General features: G+C 61.0%; 15 protein-coding genes. 12 read left to right on the top strand and 3 right to left on the bottom strand.

What is annotated here, in order from left to right; translation table 11 throughout:
- Positions 1-230: 230 nt before the first annotated feature.
- Positions 231-1,541, top strand: coding sequence for a DRTGG domain-containing protein (locus FOI68_RS03835; protein ID WP_143862369.1), 1,311 nt, complete (start codon positions 231-233; stop codon positions 1,539-1,541).
- 87 nt (positions 1,542-1,628) lie between these two features.
- On the opposite strand, the gene FOI68_RS03830 is transcribed toward FOI68_RS03835, so the two are convergent.
- Positions 1,629-2,312, bottom strand: coding sequence for a DUF1361 domain-containing protein (locus FOI68_RS03830; RefSeq protein WP_143862368.1), 684 nt, complete (start codon positions 2,310-2,312; stop codon positions 1,629-1,631).
- Between the two features lie 320 nt (positions 2,313-2,632).
- A complete protein-coding gene (locus FOI68_RS23265; protein ID WP_185973861.1) occupies positions 2,633-2,800 on the bottom strand; it encodes a hypothetical protein in 168 nt (55 codons plus the stop codon).
- A gap of 172 nt (positions 2,801-2,972) precedes the next feature.
- Here FOI68_RS23265 and FOI68_RS03825 point away from each other — a divergent pair, with 172 nt between their 5' ends.
- Complete coding sequence (locus FOI68_RS03825; RefSeq protein ID WP_143862367.1) at positions 2,973-3,584, top strand: DUF2087 domain-containing protein; 612 nt, start codon at positions 2,973-2,975, stop codon at positions 3,582-3,584.
- A gap of 182 nt (positions 3,585-3,766) precedes the next feature.
- Here FOI68_RS03825 and FOI68_RS03820 read toward each other — a convergent pair whose 3' ends face one another.
- Entirely contained in the window at positions 3,767-4,078 is a 312-nt protein-coding gene (locus FOI68_RS03820; protein WP_029097742.1) for a YtpI family protein, read from the bottom strand.
- A 178-nt stretch (positions 4,079-4,256) separates the two neighbouring features.
- Here FOI68_RS03820 and FOI68_RS23770 point away from each other — a divergent pair, with 178 nt between their 5' ends.
- From FOI68_RS23770 to nrdJ, 10 genes are all read left to right on the top strand, one after another.
- Positions 4,257-4,337, top strand: a complete 81-nt coding sequence (locus FOI68_RS23770; RefSeq protein ID WP_221935111.1) for a putative holin-like toxin — start codon at positions 4,257-4,259, stop codon at positions 4,335-4,337.
- Between the two features lie 275 nt (positions 4,338-4,612).
- Complete coding sequence (locus FOI68_RS03815; RefSeq protein WP_143862366.1) at positions 4,613-8,041, top strand: DNA polymerase III subunit alpha; 3,429 nt, start codon at positions 4,613-4,615, stop codon at positions 8,039-8,041.
- A 164-nt stretch (positions 8,042-8,205) separates the two neighbouring features.
- The gene (gene ystJ / locus FOI68_RS03810) at positions 8,206-9,450 is read left to right on the top strand and encodes an NADP-dependent malic enzyme (RefSeq protein WP_029097740.1); all 1,245 of its coding nucleotides are present in this window, start codon (positions 8,206-8,208) and stop codon (positions 9,448-9,450) included.
- Positions 9,451-9,546: 96 nt separating this feature from the next.
- The gene (locus FOI68_RS03805; protein ID WP_029097739.1) at positions 9,547-10,218 is read left to right on the top strand and encodes a FadR/GntR family transcriptional regulator; all 672 of its coding nucleotides are present in this window, start codon (positions 9,547-9,549) and stop codon (positions 10,216-10,218) included.
- 104 nt (positions 10,219-10,322) lie between these two features.
- Positions 10,323-10,505 (top strand): hypothetical protein, encoded by a 183-nt coding sequence (locus tag FOI68_RS03800; RefSeq protein WP_029097738.1) that lies wholly within the window; start codon positions 10,323-10,325, stop codon positions 10,503-10,505.
- Between the two features lie 21 nt (positions 10,506-10,526).
- Positions 10,527-11,435, top strand: a complete 909-nt coding sequence (accD, locus tag FOI68_RS03795) for an acetyl-CoA carboxylase, carboxyltransferase subunit beta (protein ID WP_029097737.1) — start codon at positions 10,527-10,529, stop codon at positions 11,433-11,435.
- A gap of 2 nt (positions 11,436-11,437) precedes the next feature.
- Entirely contained in the window at positions 11,438-12,394 is a 957-nt protein-coding gene (gene accA, locus FOI68_RS03790) for an acetyl-CoA carboxylase carboxyl transferase subunit alpha (protein ID WP_029097736.1), read from the top strand.
- Between the two features lie 247 nt (positions 12,395-12,641).
- Positions 12,642-13,601, top strand: a complete 960-nt coding sequence (pfkA, locus tag FOI68_RS03785) for a 6-phosphofructokinase (RefSeq protein ID WP_044898728.1) — start codon at positions 12,642-12,644, stop codon at positions 13,599-13,601.
- Positions 13,602-13,642: 41 nt separating this feature from the next.
- Entirely contained in the window at positions 13,643-15,397 is a 1,755-nt protein-coding gene (gene pyk, locus FOI68_RS03780; RefSeq protein ID WP_029097734.1) for a pyruvate kinase, read from the top strand.
- Positions 15,398-15,768: 371 nt separating this feature from the next.
- On the top strand, positions 15,769-18,024 hold the full coding sequence (gene nrdJ, locus FOI68_RS03775) for a ribonucleoside-triphosphate reductase, adenosylcobalamin-dependent (protein ID WP_143862365.1): 2,256 nt from the start codon (positions 15,769-15,771) through the stop codon (positions 18,022-18,024).
- The last annotated feature ends 184 nt before the right edge of the window (positions 18,025-18,208 follow it).

The raw sequence follows: 18,208 nt of genomic DNA, 5'->3' as shown, positions 1-18,208 counted from the left end.
TCTTTCTGTAATATTCCCGGGGTAAGATAAAGACACGATGAAAACCCCCTTAATGATATACTTTCTGCCGGAGTAGCCGCAAAGCTACTCTTTTTTTTTACCCGGCCATCGGGTATAGTGAACCCAGGAGAGTACCTGAACATCCCGGGTTGGCCGGTCCCGGCGGCAGCGCGTGCCGGGGCCATCCGTACCGCCGTGGAAGCAAAGGATGGAGGGTGGGTACAAAACGAATGGCAACCAAACACGAGCAGATCCTTCAATATATCGACCGTCTTCCGATCGGTACGAAGATCTCCGTGCGCCAGATCGCCAAGGATCTGGACGTGAGCGAAGGCACCGCCTACCGGGCGATCAAGGAAGCGGAAACACAGGGCTACGTCAGCACCATCGAGCGCGTCGGAACGGTGCGGATCGAGAAAAAGCAAAAGGAGAACATTGAACGGCTGACGTTTGCCGAAGTGGTCAACATCGTCGACGGCCACGTCGTGGGCGGCCGCGAGGGGCTGCACAAAACGCTGAACAAGTTCGTCATCGGCGCCATGCAGTTGGAGGCGATGATGCGCTACATCGACGCGGGCAGCCTGTTGATCGTGGGGAACCGCTACCAGGCGCACAAAATCGCCCTGCAGCAGGGGGCGGCCGTCCTGATTACCGGCGGCTTCGACACCAGCGAAGAAGTAAAGCAGTTGGCCGACCGGCTGGCCCTGCCGATCATCTCGTCCAGCTATGACACGTTTACCGTCGCTTCGATGATCAACCGGGCCATTTACGATCGGCTGATCAAAAAAGAGATCGTCATGGTGGAAGACATCCTGAAACCGCTGGCGGAGACGCCCGTGCTGCTCCCGACGGACACGGTCGCCAAGTGGCACCAGTACACGGAGCTGTATCAGGACACCCGCTTTCCCGTCGTGGACGAGCAGATGCGGCTGATCGGGATCGTCACGTCGAAAGACATCATCGGCCACGAGGAGACAGCGACGATCGACAAGGTGATGACAAAAAATCCGATCACCACTTCGCCGCGCGTCTCCGTGGCCTCCTCAGCGCATCTGATGGTGTGGGAGGGCATCGAACTGCTGCCGGTCGTGGACAACTACCGCAAGCTGGTCGGCGTGCTCAGCCGCAACGACGTGCTGAAGGCCCTGCAGTACACGGCCAAGCAGCCGCAGATGAGCGAGACGTTTCCCAACCTGATCATGTCTCACTTCCGCGAGGAGCGGCAGGGAGAGCAGCTCGTCTACCAAGGGGAAGTGACGCCCCAGATGACCAACCACCTGGGGACGATCGCTAGCGGCATCATGACCACCGTCATGGTGGAAGCGGCGTGCAACCTGCTGCGCCTGCACCGGCGCGGGGACATGGTGCCGGAGAACATCACCGTCTACTTTTTGAAACCGGTGCAGATGGAGAGCCAGATCGAGGTGCGGCCGCGCCTCATGGACATCAGCCGCCGCTTCGGCAAGGTGGAAGTCTCCGTGTACCAAGGCGACCAGCAGGTGGGCCAGGCGATGGTGACGGCGCAGATCATCGATCGGTAATCAATCGGAATCACGAAAAAAGGTCGTCCGGACGGCAGTGCTGCGGACGGCCTTTTTGGCTTGCAGGCGGAGGGTGTCCGAGGAAGGCTAACGGCTGGCCGGGTCCGGCCGGGACATGTGGAAACAGCAGGCAAACACCCAGTACGAACACGTCACAAACAGCATGAACACCCCGATGAAGCTGACGGCGGCGGGCTCTGCCAGCGCCTGCAGGGAATCGCGGAGGATCGCTCCCGGATGGGACAAGAGGTCCCAACTGTTCCAGCGCAAGAAACGTCCCAGGTAGACGCCGATGCTGCTCAACAGCAGGACGACCAGCGAGAACAGCCAGCCGAGGACGGGGCAGGTCAAGGAGCGGACCACATCCTGCAGGAGAGACAGGGAAACGAAACCGGCGATCAGGGCGGTGAACGCGGCGAAAGCGTTGAGCAGCGGATCGAAGTAGAGCGGCATCCCCTCCTTGATCACCGCCAGATGCGCGAGATCGGTCACCATGTACGGCGCGTTCGGGAGGAACAGCAGCCACAGACAGCCAAGGGGCAGCATCGTCCAGGTCAGCCGCCGCCGAACCGTCCAGATCAGGCGGATGGCCGTCGCCGCCAGCAGCGGGACCCAGGCCAGGGCCAGGTTGGGTTTGATCAGCCACAGATAGCTGGTGCTCGACATCGTCTGCATGCGGTGCCACAGCAGCAGGGCGCAGGCCGCCGACGCCGCGCCCAGCGCGAAAAGCAGGACAAACAGACGCTTGTTGTGATGGATGAGCGTACGCAACGGTTTTCGCCTCCTTCTGTCCCGGACAGGTGTGTTCCTTACGCGGCCGCCTGTTTGGCCGCTTTCACCCGTGGGCCGAACAGGCGGACAGTCGGCCGCATATACGTTTGTTCACCGGGACCTGTACAATGTCAATTGGTGAGGTTATCTGTACGAAGACAGAAAAAAGTTGAGCAGTCCGACTGCGACGAAAAAACCGAGCAGCCCAATCAGGAAATAACCTATATACAGAATGATTCGGTAGGGGGATTGATTGCGCATGGTTGTCCACCTTCCCTTGCGTATTGCGGCAGCCGCTTGGCTGTCACCGCCCGTTTTGCTTACGGGCACGGGCTGTGCCAATTTCCGTGGGTTGCGCCATACAGCATCGCTTCCTCCTGGTAGTGCTTCGCGGAACACTGATCCCGATCGGGCAGAATGCCGGAGCGGCGGAACTTCCAGGCAAAGGCGATGAGGCCGAGCGCCAGGGAGCCGAGGACGTACATCATGATCCCGTCACCATCCTTCTTCCAGTTCTTACTGGTATATACGTGCTGACCGGCCCGGACGTTTCGCGGTCCGCATTGACAGCGGAGAAAAAGCGGCTTATGTTTAGGATTAGACAATCATCTAATGTAATGGACACGATATACACGATAGAAACGGAAGGAGGGGGTTCCCGTGCAGCTGGAAAAGCTGGTCACCTTTTACAAAGCGCTGGGAGACCCGACCCGTCTGCGCATCGTCGCGCTCCTGGCGAACGGTCCGCTGCACGGCCAAGCGCTGGCCGGCAAGCTGGGCGTCACCCCGCCCACCATCACGCACCACATGGCAAAGCTGCGCGAGGCCGGGATCGTCTACGAGCGGCGGGATAAAAACACGATTTACTTTACCCTGCACGAGACCAATCTGACGCGCAAATCGCAGGCGCTTCTGACCCTGCTGGACAAGGCGAAAGGATCGGAAGGAATGGCGGAGACGGAGGAGTCGGACGAGAAGTGGGCGGCGGAGAAAATGCAGGTGATCCGCCATTTCTTCACGGCGGACGGCAGGCTGAAGCACATCCCGACGCAGCGGAAGAAAAAGCTGATCGTCTTCGAACACATGGTGCGGGGACTGGAGCGGGGACGAAAGTACGAGGAGCGGGAAATCAACGAGTACATCCGCCGCTTCCACGACGATTACGCCACGATCCGGCGCGAATTTGTGATGAACCACTATATGTACCGGGAGAACGGCATCTACGAGTTGAATCCCCCGGAGATGTGGGCCAAGGCGGAAGACCTGCGCTGAAGAGCGGAGCGGCTGCGACAGCGGCGCAAACAAAAAAGGACAACCGTCGGCACCTGGCACTCCGGTTGTCTGAAGCAAGAATGTCACACAGGCTCATTATACGCAGGAACAACGATTTTGGCCAGAAAAAATGAATGGGAACGGAGGAAAAACGTTCCCATGGCAGGCTCGGCCGCAGACGGCTACGAGCCTTTTTTCAGTTCCGCCTGCCACGCGGCGCGGTAGTGGAGGAAGTTGCGCGTGCCGAGAAACAGGTTGACGCCGCCGACAAACAGGAGCAAGAGGGCGATCACGACGCGGATCGTGTCCAGCGGTTCAAACGTCAACTGGTTCAGTCCCAGCAGGGTGACCAGCACGCCGAGCGACATGTTCATCTTGCCCAGGGTCATGCGCGACGCCAGCGGGTGCATCCCGCGCTGACGAGCGGTAATGCTGTAGTACACGCTGGCCACCAGGGAAGCCAGCACTCCGGTTACATAGGTCGCAAACCACATGCATGGATTCATCCTCTCCTGCGATCTGGTACTATCCTACCAAAGTTTGCGAAAGCGGGCAAACCGGACAGGGGAATGTTTGTTCCCGTCCGGTTTTGTGGTATAATTTTCTTGTACAATAGTACACCAGTTCGCAAAGGGCGGCTCCCCCCATCCCTGCGAGAAAGGGGGTGACGCGATGACGGTATACCAAGCGTTGAGTCTGATGCTGGCGTTCGGTACCCTGGTTGTCTTGCTCCTGACGAACAAAAAGAAGTAGGCCGCGCGTGAGTCCGACAGCTCCGCGACCTACTCCTCTTCCAACGGGCCGTTCCCTTTGCGGAAACGTCTATTGTGCGATGACCGGAGCGCGGCAACGCTTCGGTCTCTTTCGTTTGATTCCCGTTCCACGGCCGTTGCCGGCAAGGGAACCCCTTTCTTTCACTATACCCCTGCGGGGAGGGATTGTAAAGCCCGCGCCTGCCGCGACGGGGCCGGGATGGAGTATAATGAAAGAAAACGACAACGGGACGGAACAAGAGAGGAAGGAACGCGATGACCCCCTTTGTCCATCTGCACGTGCATACGGAATACAGCTTGCTTGACGGCGCGGCCCGCATCGAGGAACTGGTGCGCCGGGCGGCGGAGCTGGGCATGCCGGCCCTGGCGATGACCGACCACGCCAACCTGTACGGCGCCGTGCCGTTTTACAAGGCCTGCCGGGACGCCGGCATCAAGCCGATCATCGGCATGGAGGCGTACGTCATCGAAGGAAACCTGCAGGATCGCGTGCGCAATGCCCCCGCACCGTACCATCTCGTGCTGCTGGCGGAGAACGACCGCGGCTACCGCAACCTGCTCAAGCTGGCTACGCTGGCCAACACGGAGGGCCACTTCATCCTCCCTCGGCTGAACAAGGAGGCGCTGGCCCGCTACAGCGAAGGGCTGATTGCGCTGAGCGCCTGCCGGGAGGGGGAGGTGGCCCGGCTGCTGCTCGCAGGCGATATCGAGGGGGCCCGCCAGGCGGCGCTCTGGTATCGGCAGGTGTTCGGCGCCGACCGGTTTTACCTGGAGCTGCAGGACCACGGGCTGGAGATCGAACGCAGGCTGAATCAGCGGCTGCTCCGCCTGGGGCAGGAGACGGGCATTCCGCTCGTCGCCACCAACAACGTGCACTACGTCTACCGGGAACAGCACCGGCAGCATGACATTTTGCTGGCGATCGGCGAGGGCAAGACGGTGGACGAGGAGAACCGGTTTCGTTACGAGACCGACGAGTACTACCTGAAAAGCGGCGACGAGATGGCCCGCCTGTTCGCCTACGCGCCGCAAGCGCTGGCCAACACGGCCGCCATCGCCGAGCGCTGTCAGTGGCACCTGTCGTTTGGCCAGCACATTTTGCCGAAATTTCCCCTGCCCGCCGGACAGGAACCGACGGCTTTCCTGCGGGACCTGTGCGAACGGGGCTGCTGCGAGCGCTACGGGGAAATCACGCCCGAGGTGCGCGAGCGGCTGGAACACGAGCTGGCGATCATCACGCGGACCGGCTTTACCGATTACTTTCTGATCGTCTGGGATTTCATGCGCCACGCCCATGAGCAGGGCATTCCGACCGGGCCGGGACGCGGTTCGGCGGCGGGCAGCCTGGTGGCCTACGCGCTGAAGATCACCAATGTCGATCCGCTCCGCTTCAGCCTGCTGTTTGAACGGTTTCTCAACCCGGAGCGGGTGACGATGCCGGACATCGACATCGATTTTTCCGTGGAGCGGCGGGACGAGGTGATCCGCTACGTGGCCGACAAGTACGGGCATGACCGGGTGGCCCAGATCATCACGTTCGGAACGATGGCGGCCCGGGCGGCCGTTCGCGACGCGGGGCGGGCGCTGGGGCTGTCGCTTGGCCTGGTGGACCGGGTGGCCAAAATGATCCCGCAGTCTCCCGGCATGACCATCGACAAGGCGTTCCAGCTCAATCCCGAGCTGGGCAAGCTGTGCGAGACGAACAGCCAGGCGAAGCAGTTGATCGAGGCGGCCAAGGGCGTCGAGGGGCTGCCCCGCCACGCTTCCACTCACGCGGCCGGCGTGGTGATCGCGCCGGAGCCGCTGACCGAGTACGTGCCGCTGCAGACCGGCAGCGAAGGATTGGCCTTGACCCAGTACCCGATGGAAGCGCTGGAAGAGATCGGGCTGTTGAAGATGGATTTTCTCGGCCTGCGCAACCTGACGATTATCCAGGAGACGCTGCGCCACCTGCGGGAACAGGGAATCGACCTCGACCTGGAACGGATTCCCCCCGACGACGCCAAGACCTTCCGGATGCTCAGCCGCGGCGAGACGACGGGGATCTTTCAACTGGAATCGGCGGGGTTCCGCAGCGTGCTGCGCGAGCTGAAGCCGACCAGCCTGGCCGACATCGTCGCCGTGCTCGCCCTCTACCGGCCGGGGCCGATGGAGATTATCCCGCAGTACATCCAGGCCAAGCACGGCGAAACCCAGGTGCACTACGCCCACCCCGACCTGGAGCCGATCCTGAAAGAAACGCACGGCTTCATGATCTACCAGGAGCAGATCATGCAGATCTCCTCCAAGCTGGCCGGGTTCAGCCTGGGAGAAGCGGACATTTTGCGGCGGGCGGTGGGCAAAAAGAAACGGGAGCTGCTGGCCGAGCAGCGGGAGAAGTTCGTCGCCGGCTGCGTCAAGCAGGGCTACGGGGAGCGGCTCGGCAACGAAATCTACGACCTGATCGTACGCTTCGCCGACTACGGCTTCAACAAGGCGCACTCGGTCGCCTACGCGATCATCGCCTACCAGATGGCCTACCTGAAGGCCAACTATCCGCTCGCCTTCATGGCCGCGCTGCTGTCGCTGTCCATCGGCAGCCAGACGCGCATCGCCGAGTACACCGAAGAAGCGCGCCGACTGCGGCTGACCGTGCTGCCCCCGGACGTCAACGAGAGCCAGGCCTTCTTTACCGTGGAGCAGGAGGCCATCCGCTTCGGACTGGCCGCGGTCAAAAACGTCGGCTACGGAGCCATCGACTCGATCGTGCGGGAGCGGGCCAAACGGCCGTACCGCGACCTGTTTGACTTCTGCGCCCGGGTGGACGGCAGGCTGGTCAACCGGCGGGTGGTCGAGTCGCTAATCCTCTGCGGCGCGCTGGATTCGCTGCCCGGCCACCGCAGCCAGCTCATGGTGCTGCTGGACGAGGCGATGGGCAAAGCGACGGGCAGGCGGCAGGAGCGGGACGCCGACCAGCTCAACCTGTTTGCCGGAGAGGACGGAACGGAGCCGGCGCGTCCGCCGTCCGAGTACCCCGACGTTCCCCCGTTCTCCCGCAGCCAGCGGTTGAAAGAGGAGCGGGAACTGCTCGGCGTCTACCTGTCCGGCCATCCGCTGGACCAGTTCGCCCACCTGGTCAACCGGCCGGAGGTGCACGCCGTCTCTTCGCTGGCCGAGTGCGCCCGGGACCAGACGGTAAAAGTGGTGGGCATGATCGTCGAAGAGCGGCGGATTCAGACCAAAAAAGGGGAACCGATGGCTTTCGTCACGCTGGAGGACAAAACCGCCCAGGTGGAGATGGTCGTCTTTCCGAAGGTGTACGCCAAATACGCCGGCCTGTTGGCGCGGGAGCGGATCGTCGTCGTGGAAGCGCGGGTGGATCATCAGGACGACGCGGTGAAGCTGCTGGCCTCCCGCATGTGGGATGCCGAAGCGCTGCCCAGGCCGTCGACGGAACCGGTGCTGTTTGTCAAAATTGCGCCGGAACAGGAGCGCGATTCGACGCTGCACCGGCTGCAGCGGCTGTTTGTCGAAAAAAAAGGAACGATTCCCGTCGTGCTGTACTACGAAGGAAAAAAGCAGACGATTCGCCTGCCGGACGCGATCCGCGTTGAGGTTGATGAGTCCTTTTTGGAGCAAGCGCGAGCAATTGTGGGAAGTGACAGCGTAATCCAGAAAGAATTGCCTGTAAACTGGGGAGGATGAACCAAGTCCTCCCTTTTTCGCCGTTTTCGGCAGCTTTACAGGAGAATGGGTTTTGTTATAATGGGGACATACGCAGAAAAGTGGTCTGACCACTTAGGTTCGATATAGATAAGTGAAACAGTTAACCAAGCGATACCAGACATACATGAAATGGAGTGGTACTTGTGTCCAATTTGCGAGAGGATGCGCTGGAACTTCACCGGAAGCACAGGGGGAAACTGGAGGCGGTCACCAAGGTGCCCGTACGCAACGCCCGCGATCTGAGCCTGGCGTATTCGCCGGGGGTGGCAGAGCCGTGCAAGGAGATCTTTGACGACGTGTCCAAGGTGTACGACTACACGATGAAAGGCAACCTGGTAGCCGTGGTCAGCGACGGCACCGCCGTGCTCGGACTGGGCAACATCGGCCCGGAAGCGGCCATGCCGGTCATGGAAGGCAAGGCGGTCCTGTTCAAGTCGTTTGCCGGCGTCGACGCCTTCCCGATCTGCCTGAACACCACCGACGTGGACAAGATCGTGGAGACGGTGAAGCTGCTGGAGCCCACGTTTGGCGGCGTCAACCTGGAAGACATCGCCGCACCCGCCTGCTTTGAAATCGAGGAGCGCCTGAAAAAGGAAACCAACATCCCGATTTTCCACGACGACCAGCACGGCACGGCCATCGTAACCGCAGCCGGTCTGATCAACGCGCTGCGCGTGGTGAACAAAAAGCTGGAGGACATCCGCGTGGTGACCAACGGGGCCGGAGCGGCCGGCATCGCCATCATCAAGCTGCTCCTGTCCATGGGCGTCAAAGACGTGATCATGTGCGACACCAAGGGAATCGTGTACGAAGGACGTCCCTTCGGCATGAACCCGGTCAAGGAAGAAATGGCGAAAATCACCAACCGCAGCAAAAAGCAGGGTGATCTGGCCGAGGCGATGAAGGGCGCCGACGTATTCATCGGCGTATCCGTGGCCGGCGCCGTCACCCAGGAGATGGTCCGGTCGATGAACCGCGATCCGATCATCTTTGCGATGGCCAACCCGGTTCCGGAAATCATGCCGGAGGAAGCAAAAGCGGCGGGTGCTGCCGTCGTCGGCACGGGCCGTTCCGACTTCCCCAACCAGGTGAACAACGTCCTGGCGTTCCCGGGCATCTTCCGCGGCGCGCTGGATACCCGCGCCACCAACATCAACGAAGAGATGAAACGAGCGGCGGTTTACGCCATCGCCGATCTGATCTCGCCGGAAGAGCTGTCTGCCGACAAGGTGATTCCGGCGCCGTTTGACCCGCGCGTCGCTCCCCACGTGGCGGCTGCGGTGGCGAAGGCGGCGATGGAGAGCGGCGTGGCCCGCATTTCCGTCGATCCCGAAGAGGTCAAGGAAAGAACGGCGAAACTGGCCGCCATCTCGCTGCAAGAGGCGTAATCCCGGCCGTACGGGAACAACGATGAACACCCTCCCAACCGTGCGAGCGGTCGGGAGGGTGCTTCGCCGTAGACAGTCAATAAGGAGGGTGGAAAGGTGCTCGATTCTGCGCAAGAGCGAAAAGTGTACGAGGGCATTCTGCTGCAGATCCATGAAATCGTTCGGGAAAAAAACTTGCGCCCCGGCGACAAGCTGCCGTCCGAACGGGAGCTGTCCGAACAGTTGGGAGCGGGCCGTTCCTCCGTCCGGGAGGCGCTTCGGGCCCTGGAACTGCTGGGACTGATTGAAACCCGCCGGGGAGAAGGCACCTTTTTGAAGCACTACCGTCACAACCGCCTGATTGACATTCTCGGCTACTTTATCCTGCGGGACTACAAGACGAAAAAAGACCTGATCGAGATGCGCCGGATTCTGGAGCTGGAAGCGGTGCGGCTGGCCTGCCGGCGCGCCACAGACAAGCACTTTGAAGAGATGGAGCGGATCCTGAAAGCAGCGGAGGAGCGCGTGGAGCGCGGCGAGGTTCCCACCGAGGAAGACTACCAGTTTCACCGCGTCATCTGCCGCTCCAGCCGCAACTCCATCCTGCATCGCATCTGGGCGCCGCTCGTCGAGTACAGCGACAGCGTCCGCAGCGAATCGCTGGGACGCGAAGGCCGGGCCCGCACCGCGCTGGCGGAGCACCGTCGGATCATGGAAGCCATCCGCGAGGGAGACGAAGCACTGGCGGTGGAGAGGATGAGGGAGCACCTGGAAAACAGCAAGCTCTAGGCGAGCGCCCCGCCTTGTCCGCGCCCTCCCCCGATTTGCGACGAGCGCTGGCGCTGTGATATGATGATGCAGACCTGTTTTGGACGATGAAGGAGGTTGCCAGCATGTGGACGGTCATCTACATCGCTCCTAGCGCAAAAATCGCGGAACGGATACAGCAACGTTTGACAGATGAAGGATTCCTGGTCAAGGTTCGCGAGGCGAAGGTTTCGAAGCAGTACGAGATTCTCGTGCCCGAAAGCGAAGTTCACGAAGTCCAGGAAGTACTCGGCACGATCCTTCACTGACCAGAAAGGTGAGGTGTAACTGTGCTTAAAGACCTGTTCGGGAAGAAGCGAAAGTTCGCGACTGTCCCCGCGGAGACGTTTGCGCGCGTTCCCGCCGGCGCTGACGGCGCCAAAGTGACGGGACCCAAGGAAAAGGAAGTTCCCGAGGGACTGATGAATAAATGCCCGCACTGCGGGACCATACACTACTCCAAGGACCTGGAGAAAAACCTGCGCGTCTGCAAAGGCTGCCAGTACCATTTCCCCATGTCCGCTCCCGAGCGCATCCAGTCGCTTCTGGATGACGGGAAGCTGACCGAGGAGTTCGACGCGGACCTGATCACCGCCAATCCGCTCGGCTTTCCCGGTTATCTGGAGAAGCTGGAACAAGACATGAAAAACACCAATCTCAACGAGGCGGTCATCACCGGCGAGGGCGTGCTCGGAGGCAACCGCATCATCATCGGCGTGATGGACTCCCGCTTTCGGATGGCCAGCATGGGCTCGGTCGTCGGCGAGAAGATCACCCGGGCGATCGAGCGGGCCGTGGAGCGGCGTCTGCCGTTTCTCCTCTTCTCCGCGTCCGGCGGGGCGCGGATGCAGGAAGGCGTGCTCAGCCTGATGCAGATGGCCAAGACGAGCGCGGCGCTGGCCCGGCTGGACCGGGAGCGGCTCTTGTTCATCTCCGTGCTCACCAACCCGACATACGGCGGGGTGACCGCCAGCTTCGCCTCGCTCGGCGACTACAACATCGCCGAACCGGGCGCGATGATCGGGTTTGCCGGCCGCCGCGTGATTGAGCAGACGGTTCGCCAGGAGCTGCCGAAAGATTTTCAGACGGCGGAATTCCTGCTGAAGCACGGACAGCTCGACATGGTGGTGCATCGCAAGGACATGCGGACCACGCTGGCCAAACTCGTCGAGCTGCACACGATTCGGGAGGGAGTGTAGAGATGGCAGGCGAACTTCCCTTTGAAAAGCCGCTGGTGGAACTGCAGGAAAAGATCAAGGAACTGCGCAGGTTTACCGAGGAAAAAGGCATCGATTTTTCGGATGAGGTCGTTCGTTTGGAGAAAAAGGCCAAGGATCTGGCCGAGCAGATTTACGGCAATCTGACGCCGTGGCAGCGCGTGCAGATCGCCCGCCACCCCGAGCGGCCCACGACGCTGGACTACATTCATCATATCTTTACGGATTTTCTGGAAGTGCACGGCGACCGCTGTTTCGGCGATGATCTGGCGATTGTCGGCGGAATCGCCAAACTGGACGGCCGTCCGGTCACGGTGGTCGGCCACCAGAAAGGAAAAGACACCAAGGAAAACATCAGCCGCAACTTCGGCATGGCCCATCCGGAAGGCTACCGCAAGGCGCTGCGGATCATGCAGCAGGCGGACAAGTTCGGCCGCCCGATCATCTGCTTCATCAACACGTCGGGGGCGTATCCCGGCAAGGCGGCGGAGGAGCGCGGCCAGAGCGAAGCGATTGCCCGCAACCTGCGGGAGATGGCGGGCTTCCGCGTTCCGATCATCTGCGTGGTGATCGGCGAAGGCGGCAGCGGCGGCGCCTTGGCCATCGGCGTCGGCAACCGCGTCTACATGCTGGAGAACTCCACCTACTCGGTCATTTCGCCGGAGGGGGCGGCGGCCATTCTCTGGAAGGACGCCAGCCTGGCGATGCGCGCGGCGGAAACGATGAAGATCACCGCGCCCGACCTTTTAGAGCTGGGCGTGATCGACGGGATTATCGAGGAGCCGTTTGGTGGAGCCCACCGCGATGTGGTCCAGCAGGCCAGCCATGTCAAGGCGAAGCTGCTGGAAGGATTGGAACAGCTCGACCGTTTGAGCCCGGAACAACTGATACAGGATCGTTACGAAAAGTTCAAACAGATCGGCGCCTACGCCTCCCTCTGATCCAGAGGAGGCGTTTTTGGCTTTTTTCTGCGCGGGAAATCTGCTACAATCGTATTCGGATGCGGGATTTGTCAGATCTTTCAAAAAGTATGGCACATATTCCGCAATGAGTGTAACAGATATAAATGTGGAACTGATACAGCATGTTTCAAACGCGTTTTGGCACATACTGTTTCCGTTTCAAGACATGCTAATGACGATAAGAAGGGTCGTTGAGCCTTTGTTTACGACAGGAGAGGTGGTTTCCATGCAGAAAATCGCAGTTTTGACCAGCGGCGGGGATTCTCCGGGGATGAACGCGGCCGTTCGCGCCGCCGTGCGCCGCGCCGCCTATCACGGCGTGCAGATGTACGGGGTGTACCACGGGTACGAAGGGCTGATGCGCGGCCATATCCAGGAGATGACGCTGGGATCCGTCGGGGACATCATCCATCGGGGCGGAACCATCCTCTATTCGGCCCGCAGTGAAGAGTTCAAGACGGAGGCAGGCCAGGAGAAGGCGGTTCGCCAACTGCACAACCACGGCATCGAAGGATTGATCGTGATCGGTGGCGACGGCTCCTTCCGCGGAGCGCAGAAGCTGACGGAAAAGGGCATCCCCACCATCGGCGTGCCCGGTACCATCGACAACGACATTCCGTGCACCGATTTCACCATCGGGTTTGACACCGCGCTCAATACGATTGTGGAAGCGATCGACAAAATCCGCGACACCGCCACTTCGCACGAGCGCACCTACATCATCGAGGTGATGGGGCGCGACGCCGGAGACCTGGCGCTGTGGGCCGGTCTGGCCGCAGGCGCGGAGTCGATCATCATCCCGGAAGCGGAACAGGACATGGACGACATCATCGAGCGACTGCTCGCCGGACACCGCCGCGGCAAGAAGCACTCGATCATCATCGTGGCGGAAGGCGTCGGCAGCGCCGCCACCTACGCGGAGGAAATCAAGCAGCGGACCGGCTGGGAGACCCGCGTGACCGTGCTCGGCCATATCCAGCGGGGCGGTTCACCGACCGCGTTTGACCGCATGCTGGCCAGCCGCATGGGCGCGGCGGCCGTGGACCTGCTCCTGGAAGGAAAGCGGGACCGAATGGTCGGCATCCGCAACAACCAGATCGTTGACGTCGATTTCAAGGAAGCGTTGTCGCAAAAGCACCAGCTCGACTTGTCCGTCTATCAGTTGGCGCGCACGCTGTCCATTTAGAGCGGCGGGAATGACAGCTTGTTTTATAGGAGGGACGCACAGTGCTGCGTAAGGCGAAAATCGTATGTACCATCGGACCGGCGAGCGAGTCGGTCGAGACGCTGAAAAAACTGATTCACGCCGGCATGAACGTGGCCCGGCTCAACTTTTCCCACGGTTCGCACGAGGAGCATGCCGCCCGGATCGCCAACATCCGGCAGGCGGCCGAAGAGACGGGCAAGCAGGTGGCCATCCTGCTGGATACCAAGGGACCGGAAATCCGCACCGGCTTGCTGGCCGTGGATGCGGTGGAACTGCAGGAGGGCGGAACGATCGTGCTGACCACGGAGGACGTGCCCGGCACGGCGGAACGCGTATCGATTACGTATGCCGATCTGCCGCGCGACGTGAAGAAGGGCGACACCATCCTGATCGACGACGGGCTCATCGGCCTGACCGTGGAAGCGGTGGAGGGGCATGAGATCGTCTGCCGCATCAAGAACGGCGGCACGCTGAAAAGCAAAAAGGGCGTCAACGTGCCGGGCGTCAAGATCAACCTGCCGGGGATTACGGAAAAGGACGCGCAGGACATCGAATTCGGCATCCGGCAGGGCGTCGACTTTATCGCCGCCTCGTTTGTGCGCAAGGCGTCCGACATCCTGGAGATTCGCGAAATCCTGGAACGCCACGGCGTCCGCATCGACATCATCGCCAAGATTGAAAACCAGGAAGGCGTGGACAACGTGGACGAGATCCTCGCCGTTTCCGACGGCCTGATGGTGGCCCGCGGCGACCTGGGCGTGGAAATCCCGGCGGAGGAAGTGCCGCTGGTGCAGAAAAAGCTGATCAAGAAGTGCAACGAGCTGGGCAAACCGGTCATCACCGCGACGCAGATGCTCGACTCGATGCAGCGCAATCCCCGTCCCACCCGGGCGGAGGCGAGCGACGTGGCCAACGCCATCTTTGACGGCACGGACGCGATCATGCTCTCCGGCGAAACGGCGGCCGGCAAGTATCCGGTGGAGTCGGTGGAGACGATGAACCGGATTGCGCTCAGAGCGGAGCAGGAGCTGAACTACCGGGAGATCCTGTACAACCAGGCGCTGCAAAAGCAGGTGACGATTACGGACGCGATCAGCCAGGCCGTGGCCAACGCCGCACTCGACCTGGACGCCGCGGCCGTCATCACGGCGACGGAAAGCGGCCATACCGCGCGCATGGTCTCCAAATACCGGCCCAAAGCGCCGATCGTCGCCGTCACGCCGCACGCCGACGTGGTGCGCCGCCTCGCGCTCGTCAACGGAGTCTACCCCGTGCTCGGGCCGATGGCCAACACGACCGACGAAATGCTGGAGATGTCCGTGCAGCAGGCGCTGGAGGCGGGGTATGTCCGCCACGGCGACCTCGTGGTCATCACCGCAGGCGTGCCGGTGCGTGAAGTGGGCACCACCAACCTGATGAAGATTCACGTCATCGGCGATATTGTGGCGAAGGGACAAGGCATCGGCCGCAAAGTGGTGACCGGCCGGGTGGCGGTCGCCCGCTCGGCGGAGGAAGCGCTGGAGAAGATGCAGGAGGGCACCATCCTCGTGACGATTGGCACGGATTCGGACATGATCGGCGCATTTGAAAAGGCGGGGGCGGTCATTACCGAGGAGGGCGGACTCACCTCTCACGCCGCCATTGTCGGGCTCAACCTCAACGTCCCGGTGATCGTCGGCGTCGCGCGTGCCACGGAACTGTTGAAAGACGGCCAAATCGTCACCGTCGACTCCGAACGCGGCCACATTTACACCGGACATGCCCGAGTGCTGTAAAAAAGTGCCGGAAACACCCTGAATCTGGGAGGGGGTGATGGACAGCGTCACCCTCTCTTTCCCATACCGTTTTTTCGGAAAAAAGCCTCCTTCCTGCCCTGTCCGCACTGCTTTCGCGGGCAGGGCGGTTTCCATTTCGGGCACCATAAGTGCAGGAGGGGGCTGAAAAACGACAGAAAATCTGCTACAATGAGGACTTCCCGAACGTGTTTTCTCCCGGCAGGCGAACAGCCTTGTCAAGTCCCTTTTTTCATAAAAACACTACATATTGTGTTGTCGAAAAATATTGCACACAACATATAGAAAAAACTATTGAGTTTTTGCTGGAAAAAGAGTTAACTAGAGATGATAGCATTGAAGGAGGAACCGACATGTTGGCAACAGAGACGAGAACCCGTTTTTTGCGGGATGAATTTCTTGACCGTTACCCCGATTTCCCGCCGCACATGAATGCGCTGGGGCAATTTGTCTACTATCGGACGTATTCCCGTTTTCTCCCGGAAAAAGGCAGGCGGGAGACCTGGAAAGAAACCTGCCGCCGCTCGGTGGATTACAATATCAAGCTGGCCTACCAGCATCTGCAAAAGATCGGGCTGACCCCCGACCTGCGGGAACTGGAGAAGGAAGCGGAGGGACTGTTTGACAACATGTTCAACCTCAGGCAGTTCCTGTCCGGCCGCACCCTCTGGGTGGGCGGAGCGGAAAACGGCGTGGCCGATTTGTATCCGCTGGCCAATTTCAACTGCTCCTTCCTGAACATCAAGTCGTGGGAGGACCTGTGCGACCTGTTCTACCTGCTGCTGGTGGGGACGGGCGTCGGCTTCAAGTGCACGAAGCAGATGGCGGAAGGACTCGCGCCGATTCGCACCAATGTCACCCTGCTCTCCTCGGAGTACAAGCCCCTGCCGAAACACCAGCGGCTGGAGCGCTCCGAACTGAAGGTGCTGGAAAACGGCTACGCCAAAATCTACGTCGGCGACAGCAAGGAAGGCTGGGTGGAGTCGCTGCGCCTCTACCTGGACATCCTGACGAAAAAGGAATACGAGCACATCCATACCGTGAAGATCTCCTACAACAGCGTCCGCCCCAAAGGGGAGCGGCTGAAGCGCTTCGGCGGCACGGCCAGCGGCCACGAACCGCTCCGCGAGATGTTCGAAGGCATCGACAAGGTGCTGAAAAACCAGATCGATCCTCATCTGGCGCCGATTGAAAGCGACGAGAAGGGCTACGGCAAGGTGCGTCCGATCCACATTCTCGACATCGGCAACCTGATCGGGGCCAACGTCGTGGTGGGCGGCGTGCGCCGCACGGCGGAGATCTTCCTGTTTGACCACGACGACTACGAGTGCCTGTTTGCCAAATACGGCATCAACGGATTCTGGACGGAAGAGCAGCTCGACCATCACCGCAAAGTGGGCGAACTGTTGGGCGACCGGAAACCGTCCTGGTTTGACACGATTCAAAAGGTGGGAGACGGCCGCTTTGGACTGGATCACCGCCGCATGTCCAACAACTCCATCGCCTTCACGCAAAAGCCGAGTCGGGAGTTTTTGCACCTCGTCTTCACGATGATGCAGTTGGAAGGCGAACCGGGCTTCATCAACCTGGAAGAGGCGAACCGGCGCCGTCCCAACGCGGAGGGGCTCAACCCGTGTGCGGAAATCCTGCTCGACTCCTACGGCGTCTGCAACCTGACCACCGTCAACCTGGTGCAGTTCGTCAAGGAAAGCACGGACGGCTCCAAATACCTGGACCTGGACGGCCTCCTGGACGCGCAGCGCAGATCGGCCCGCGCCGGACTGCGCATGACGCTGGTCACCCTGGAACTGCCCCACTGGGACAGGGTGCAGCAGCGTGACCGTCTGCTCGGCACGTCGCTGACCGGGGTAAAGGACGCCATCGCTTCGCTCGGATACACCGAGGAGCAGGAAGTGGAACTGCTCCGCCTGCTCGGCAAAACCGCGCGCGAGGAAGCGAACCGCTACGCCTACGAGCTGCGCGTCAACGCGCCGCTCCTGGTGACCACGGTGAAACCGGAGGGCACGCTCTCCCAGGTGGCCGGCGGGGTGTCCAGCGGTCTGCACTGGTCCCACTCGCCGTACTACATCCGCCGCATCCGCATCAACGCCGAAGACCCGCTGGCGAAGGCGGTTCAGGCGTTGGGCTGGAGGGTCCATCCGGAAGTGGGCACGCCGGGCGAAACACACGAGGAGCGCATGGCCAACGCCCGCACGCTGGTGATCGACTTCCCGGTGGCTTCCGGAGCCAAGGAAACGAAGGACCAGGTCAGCGCCAGACGGCAGTTTGAGACGTATTTCCGCTTCCAGAAGGAGTATACGGAGCACAACTCCTCCAACACGATTACCGTTCGGCCGGAAGAGTGGGGCGAGGTGGAAGAGATCGTCTACTCCAATTGGGACAATTTCGTCGGCGTGTCGTTCCTGCAGCTCGACGGCGGCACGTACCAACTGGCTCCGTACGAAGCCTGCACCAAAGAGGAGTACGAAGCGCTGAAAGCGTCGATGAAGCCGTTTGACCCGGCCATCCTGCAGCAGTTCGAGACAGGCGGCGATGCCGACCTGTCGACGGCGGAATCGTGCGAATCCGGCGCGTGCCCGATCCGCTAACGCCGCCCGTTTTCACAGAACAAAACCGGAGAAGAAACGAACCCCTTCGTTCTTCCCCGGTTTTTTGTTTGTCCGGGAGGGGAGGACGGCATGCGGACAGGCGGCGAAGCCGGAGGAACGCACCGACGGACGGCTCATCCCGCCGGGAGAAGCGTTTTTCCGCCGGACTGTGGTACAATAACAG

Origin of the sequence: Brevibacillus sp. LEMMJ03 (genome assembly GCF_007197875.1) — a bacterium.
Classification (GTDB): domain Bacteria; phylum Bacillota; class Bacilli; order Brevibacillales; family Brevibacillaceae; genus Brevibacillus; species Brevibacillus thermoruber.
The sequence above is the reverse complement of the archived record's forward strand: the minus strand, read 5'-3'. Positions and strand labels throughout refer to the sequence as shown.